The 7,126-nt window shown below is 37.8% G+C and carries 4 protein-coding genes; all 4 read right to left on the bottom strand.

Translation table 11 applies throughout. The features are described from left to right. Positions 1-96: 96 nt before the first annotated feature. Complete coding sequence (locus tag ACM03V_RS21940; protein WP_414622921.1) at positions 97-1,263, bottom strand: SpoIID/LytB domain-containing protein; 1,167 nt, start codon at positions 1,261-1,263, stop codon at positions 97-99. 206 nt (positions 1,264-1,469) lie between these two features. After that, positions 1,470-3,686 (bottom strand): GumC family protein, encoded by a 2,217-nt coding sequence (locus ACM03V_RS21935; protein WP_414622920.1) that lies wholly within the window; start codon positions 3,684-3,686, stop codon positions 1,470-1,472. A 354-nt stretch (positions 3,687-4,040) separates the two neighbouring features. Next, positions 4,041-5,105 (bottom strand): polysaccharide pyruvyl transferase family protein, encoded by a 1,065-nt coding sequence (locus ACM03V_RS21930; RefSeq protein WP_414622919.1) that lies wholly within the window; start codon positions 5,103-5,105, stop codon positions 4,041-4,043. A 115-nt stretch (positions 5,106-5,220) separates the two neighbouring features. Beyond that, positions 5,221-7,065, bottom strand: coding sequence for a heterocyst formation ABC transporter subunit HepA (gene hepA / locus ACM03V_RS21925; protein WP_414622918.1), 1,845 nt, complete (start codon positions 7,063-7,065; stop codon positions 5,221-5,223). Between the last annotated feature and the right edge of the window lie 61 nt (positions 7,066-7,126).

The following is a 7,126-nucleotide window of genomic DNA, read 5'->3' as shown; positions in this document are numbered from 1 at the left end:
TCCCTACTCCCTACTCCCTACTCCCTACTCCCTACTCCCTACTCCCTATTTCCTAACTCCCTACTCCCTATTTCCTAACTCCTAACTCCCTATTTCCTATTTCACTTCAATCGGCGCTAAAGCTACATTGTTGTAATAATGATTCAAAATTTGTAGGTGGTTGTAGCCTTGAGAAGCTAAATACCATGCGCCGTATTGACTCATTCCTAAGCCATGTCCCCAACCACGTCCTTGTAATACGAATGAACCATTTTCAGCTTTATTAACGACAAAGCGGGTACTGTTGAGTTTGAGTGAGGTACGTACTTGTTCACCTTTTAACTCTTTGGTACCTTTTTCACCGATAATTTCCAATTTTGTAACGCTGTTGTAAGGTGAAAGCTCTACGGTTTTAATTTCTTTAATATTGCCGATTTCGGGGAATTTTTCACCTATCTGTGCAGATGAAAAACTTTTCTGCCATTGGCATTTAGGGGCAATTTTGGCAAGATTGGGGGTATTCATGTCGAAGTCTGGAACTCCACGCAGGTAAGGTAAATTATTACCCCATACATCTTCTACGTTTTCAGTATGTCCGCCAGAACAAGCATGAAATACTGATTCAATAATTTGATTGTTATGGGTTAATACTTGCCCTGCGGTATCATCTACTGCCGCGTAAATTCTAGGATGTTCCCTAGCAACGCCTGAATAAATCTGCCATTTATCGGGGGTATCTCCGACATCATATAAAGGATTAGATTGCTCTTTCTGTCTTCTGTAAAGGGCATAACTACGAGCAGCTATGGCTTGAGCTTTCAGGGCTTCAGGGTGCCATCTTGCATCCATTTCGCCACCTAAAACGCTGTAGAGATATTCTTCTAAATCAACCCAGTTAACGGCGGTTAGCCCTTTTTCCGTAGGGATAACTAAGGTTCTACCCCGATACCACTTATCGCCGATATAAACAAATCCTTTACCTTTAGGTTCAATCCAGAATAAAGGAGATTTCCATTTATTTAAAGCAACTCCACCGGGAACAGCTTGAGCGTAGTAAGCTTCTCTGGCTGGTAATTCTCCTAAAGAATTTCCGGTACCATCTTTGATAACCGCAGCTGTGGAGCTGCCAACTTTGACTTGCTTCACATCCCGTTCAATTGCCACGCGCATAATTACTGATGCTTGTGCTGGGACAATCAAAAACATCCACAACAGTACTCCGAGCCACCAATGGCGCACTTTTATCTGGGATAACATTGAAGGATTGTTAAATCGGAATTTCATGCTACTTATACTTATAATTAATCTTGTTCGATTTCTATATCTTTGACGGACGTTTAGACAGTAGTTTCCCGGAAACCGGGTTTTTAGATAAGCTAGTCATAATTATATAGTTTTTTTATTATTCGAGATAGCTCGAATTGATAGCATATAAAGTTTGCTTATAGGGAATAGGGAACGATAAAGAAAATCTAGTAAGGCACCGTAGATTAACCTGCCTCATTAGCTATAATTCCTACTAAATTCAAACTATGTAAAATTTCCGTAGCTTGAATTAATTCGCTTTGCGTTATTTTACCCATGCGCCCTACCATGATGATACCGTTACATAGGGAAGCCAAAATCCTCGCGTCTACGGTATTTAAAATCGAAGAAGCATCTATCAGTACTAAATCGTAGTTGCACGTAAATATTTCCAAAAGTTCTTTCATCCGTCCTGAAGTAAGTAGCTTCACCGTATCATCTGGTACTGGTCCTGCGGTTAAAACGTCTATAGCAGGATGAACGGGCTGTACGTAATCGCTGACTTTACTATTTGTTTCTTCTAATAATAGTAAAGATAATCCCCAATCGTTAGAAAGTTCTAAAATTGAGTGCAAGCAAGGATTTCGCAGGTTGGCATCAATAACTAAAACTCGAGTATGCATTCTAGCTGCACTTACCGCTAATCCCAATGTTGAAGTTGATTTCCCTTCCCCATTAGAAGCTGAAGTTACCATCAATGATTGACAGTGTAGGGGATACTTTAATATCTGAATATTTTGGTAAGCCATATCCAGCGTTTCGTGGGAAGGTAAATAAGCAATGGCTTCCGAAAAAGATGAGTATGGGTTTTGTCGCGATCGCCCGAACGAAACTGGCAAGCCTAAGAGTTTTTTCCTTTGGCGAGGTGGTAGGAGTTTGGGAATTTTACCAAGCAAACGTAGATTCGTAAACTTGGTTAGTTCTTCGGGAGTATAAATTGTGTCGTTAAATAGTTCCAAAACTAAAGCGGCGGCGATACCCAAAATTGGGCCAGTAACTGCACCTATTAACAAAAATAACAATCTAGAGCGACCAGTTTTACTTCCTAATTCGGGTTCTTCAAGTATTTGCCAATCAAATCCCCCTTGAGCAATTTTAAGCGCTAAATTCTGACGCACTTCCATTAACTGTGCGAGAGTTTTACGATTGGTTTCTACTTCTGGTAACAAACGGTTATATTCTGCAATTAAAGCCGGATATTCATTCAAATTGGAACGCAGTTGTCTTTCAGATTCGATCAAACTTTGTTGATTTGCCCGCAAACCCAAAGCTTCTGTCTGCAATTTAATTAAATCTTCGACTAGCTTTAAATCGACTCCTGCAAGCTGCCCTTTTGTTAATAGTGGCTGTGCTGTATTGTTGGCATCTGCTTTATCTCCCAAACTTCTTCCGCCTTCGAGTCGCAACAAAGCCAGTTGACTTTGACGCTGCTGTATCAGTTTTTGTACGGTGGGAGAATTATCGGTAAACCGCTGTCTTTCCTCTGCTAAAGCCAATTCTGTCTTCTGAATTTCATTGAGAAGTGATTGATAACGAGTTGACTGACTCAAACGCGAAGATGCCAAAGCATTTTTAGGAGAAGTAGCTATTTTCTGCTCTAAATTGCTGTAACGAGCTTGTACATCTTGCAGTTGAGCGGTGGTAGTATCAAGCTCTTTTTTAACTGCGGCGATCAATTCTAAAAGAATTGTACTTTGTACTTGGGGATCGACTATATTGTTTTTTTTGCGAAATCTCTCTAACTTTGTTTCTGATTCTATTACCTGCTGTTTTATTTTGGGAAGTCTTTCGTTGACGAAAGCTAACCCTTTAGATAAACGGTCTTTTTGCTGTTGTTTATTAAAATCTTGATAAACTATTTGTAACGCTTCGAGTACCTTTTGCGCTTTGACTGGATTTTTGTCTTTAAAAGATACTTCAAATACTTCCGAAGGTGCTTTCCAAGTTCCCGTTCCTGTTTGTAACTGAGTAACTGTTAACGGCCCTTTTTCACCTTTCTTACCTTTAATATCTTCGACTGTAATCTTTGAGTATCTCGGACGCAATATTTCAACTGCTTTAGCAATTAATTTTTTGCTCCGCATCAACTGTAGCTGAGCAGTATAATCTACCACTTCAATATTGGAATCAGTAAAATCATTATTTAAACTATCTTGATTATTATAAGTTTTTGCACTTTGATAAAGATTGGAACTGACTAACATTTGCATCGAGCTTTCACGCATCGGTTTGATAACTACAGATAAAAGAGTAGTAACCGACATTACTATACTTGCGACACCCAAAATTAGCCCGCGTCGGCGATATATTATGGTAGATAGCTGTCTAATATTAACAGCTTCTTGTGGGGAGGCAATTACCATTTGCCCATTCTCTAGACCAGTGTCAACCACCACAGTCATACCTCTCAAATCGAAACATTAATTTTTTTTAATTCAGCACAAATCAAAATATTTCTATACATCCCGATTTGCTCTTAGAAAGAACAGTTTAAATGCGTTTTAGATGAATAATTTATCACATATAAGCCCTCAAATTTATAATTATTTCCCCAAACCGTGAAACTATTTTTATTTTTGAGAAAAAACTTCTAGGATGCTTTCTATTCCCTATTCCCCACAGATATTTTTAAAAATAAAGCCTATAAACAATTAAAACTTTGTATCAAATGTTTCTATGAATCCGATTTTTAAGTATAATTTTATTAGCTCGGTACTGGGTAACAAAGCTCTATAGATCGATAAACTTGAATATAATTATCTCAAAGAAGAACTAATATTATTTACGAGCTTGTTTAAGAAATCTAAGTGGCCCCAACTGTTCAAACTTAATTTGTTTATTATAGTAAAATCAAATTTATTTCGCGCTTGCAGAATATTTTGAGGATTGGACAAAAACGCAGCAATTTTAAATCGCTTATCTCCAGGATTCCAAACCGCAAAATCCGCCCCTATACTATTTAAAAAAACTTTTGCTTTACCAGAACCCCCCAAGCTGTAGAATGGTACGCCCAATGCAAGTGCTGTTAATCCCAGATGCAGTTTGTATGAGACAACTAAGTCAAGTGAAGCAAGAAATTCGAGTGTTGACTGGGGGTCTGTATACACATAATATTTGATATTACTAGATAGTTGTTTAGGTCGCAACTCACTATTTATAGATGATGATGGTAAATATGTTTTTATAAAATGGAAAACAATATCTCTTCTGATAGATGCGATAATACCAAGTTGAAAAGCCAGCCATTTGCACTGTAAAGTATTAGGAATATTTATCCCAACATTGATAGTCTTATGGTGAGTATTGTTTTGCTTGCTTTGGCTTTTAATTTGCCAAAATTCAGCTACTGACAGCAATACATCGGCATAGTAAAAAGCTTCTTTTCCGAACTGCTCAATTAGAGCTTGATCCGATTCCAGTCTGACGGTACAAGATTGACACATATCTCCTTGAAAAAATTCTCGTCTCCAGTATGAAAGCGAAGCATTTTTTCCCAACCCTTCTCCACCGATAGTTAGAGGATATACGGGACAATTTTTTTCAATGCTGACTTGATGTAAGCAGCGAAAATCTTCTTCAAAAGGTGCAGAAAAATTTTCCACAAGAAATCCACCACCACCAATAATGCAAAATTTTGCATCACTAAGAAGTTCATTCAAAGAATCCGTAGTTTGAAGTTGATAGCGTTGTGCTAACTGTTCATCTAATCTATAAACAACAGGCTCAACGTTTAGACTTTTAAGATACTTGGCGAATTGAACTGCCATAATATCATCGCCATAGTTACCATAATTATACGAACCCCAAATTGCAATTTTCATAGTTTTTAGGAATTGGTAATTGGGAGTTAGGAGTTATATAATTTTAGATTTTAAATTGAAAATCTTTCCCCTTGTCCCCTTGTCCCCTTGTTTCCCCATCTCTTCCTACTCCCCATTACCCATTAAACTGATGCTGTGTTTGATGATATTTCCAGAGTTTACCTTTGCGATTTAATAATTCCTGATAGCCTCCTTGTTCTACAATTCGCCCATGTTCGAGAACTATAACTTTGTCAGCTTTGAAAATAGTAGAAAGTCGATGAGCGATCGCGATCGCAGTTCTTCCATGAGCCAATTTTTCTAAAGACTGCTGTACCAAACGCTCGCTAACTGAATCAAGGGCGCTGGTTGCTTCGTCTAAAATTAAAATTTGTGGATTGCGTAATAAAGCTCTAGCAATGGCGATTCTCTGTCTTTGTCCCCCAGATAAACGTACTCCCCTATCTCCAAGTTTTGTATCGAAACCTTGGGGTAATTCTAAAATAAATTCCGAAGCATTTGCACCTTTAGCTGCTTTAAAAATAGCTTCATCATCTATATTTTCTAACCCGTAAGCAATATTTTCTCGCACTGAGGTATTAAAAATAAAAGTATCTTGACTTACCACCGCTATATTGTTCCGCAACGAACCAAGGCTGTATTCGCGTAAGTCAACTCCATCGATTAATATTTTTCCAAAAGTAGGGTCATAAAAACGTACCAATAAATCCGCTAAAGTTGTTTTACCGGAACCGCTAGCACCAACCAAAGCTACCGTTTGACCGCGTTCGATGGTTAAATTAATATCGTGCAATACTAATTGATTATTGTCGTAAGCAAAATCAACATTTACAAGTTCGATAGCTTGCTTTAAACCGGGAAAATTTTTTGTACCATCAGTTAAATAAGCTTTATTATCAGTTCTTAAAAGTTCTTCAACGGCTCCTAAAGCTCCAGAATTCATCGCAATCAAACCCCAAGAGCTATTCATATGAGCGATAATCGGTAGCAAGCGAAATAAGGCAAACAAAAAAGCCAACAAAGAAACTACATTCAGAATTCCACTCGATATTAATGTAGAAACCGCAACTAAAATCATTGCGACTAAAATTGTCGTAGCTAAGGCTTCAATCAAAGGTTGCAAAAGCCCGCTAATAGTACTAGCCTTCAACCAAGCGCTGGCAAACTTTTGCGCTACTTCATAAAAACGTTTGCTTTCAAATTCTTGAGTCCAAAATGCTTGCACCGTGCGAATACCACCGATAAATTCTGTAGTTTTTGCTGCTAATTCTCCACCAGCAGATGTCATTTCAAAGCTGGCTTGACGGACTCTACGAATCCAATTTGATGCGGCTGCTGCCAGTAAACTAAAAAGAAGTACTGTAACTAAAGTTAGCTGCCAAGAAATAACAAACATCGCGCAAGTGTAAGCTAAAATTACGCAGCTTTTAGTTACAAAATTAATCAGTTCGTTAAAAGCAAAGCTTAGATGGCTAACTTCAGCAGAAAAAGTATTAATTAATTCTCCCGAACGTTTTTGAGTATAATATGAAAGACTAAAGCTTTGAAACTGTTTAAATATTCGTTTGCGGAGAGTATCTACCAATCCAATTTCGCAGAATTTAGCGCAGTAACGCCCAAAATAGCTAAAAACTGCCCTCACCCAAACAGTAAATAAGATTAAACCAGATATACGCCAAATACGTTCTTGAGCAACAGCTTTGGTTCCCAAAAATCGAATATCAAACCATTCAATGCCAGTTTGCAACGGTGCCCGATCTGGATTAGTTAATCCTTGCAGCAAAGACGCTATCAAACCGATACCTACTGCTTCTAATACCGCTGCCATTATTGTAAAAAATACGGCTATAATTGCAGTGCGATAAAAGGGTTGAAATGCGCGTACAATCAGATAGTTTTTTTGCCAAAAACTAGTAGTTATAACAAATTTACGAATAACAATTGGTAGCTTAATTTGCATATATATCTAATTTTTGATGATTAAATAGCCTGCTGTAGAAACTTCATATAATTACAGGCAT

Origin of the sequence: Calothrix sp. CCY 0018, assembly GCF_963920925.1 — a bacterium.
Taxonomy (GTDB): Bacteria; Cyanobacteriota; Cyanobacteriia; order Cyanobacteriales; family Nostocaceae; genus Rivularia.
This window is presented reverse-complemented; position numbering and strand designations above follow the sequence as displayed.

Excerpts from the sequence above, each read along its gene's own strand:
- ACM03V_RS21940 (WP_414622921.1), bottom strand. The coding sequence starts at position 1,263 with ATGAAATTCCGATTTAACAATCCTTCAATGTTATCCCAGATAAAAGTG.
- ACM03V_RS21935 (WP_414622920.1), bottom strand. The coding sequence starts at position 3,686 with ATGACTGTGGTGGTTGACACTGGTCTAGAGAATGGGCAAATGGTAATT.
- ACM03V_RS21930 (WP_414622919.1), bottom strand. The coding sequence starts at position 5,105 with ATGAAAATTGCAATTTGGGGTTCGTATAATTATGGTAACTATGGCGAT.
- hepA (WP_414622918.1), bottom strand. The coding sequence starts at position 7,065 with ATGCAAATTAAGCTACCAATTGTTATTCGTAAATTTGTTATAACTACT.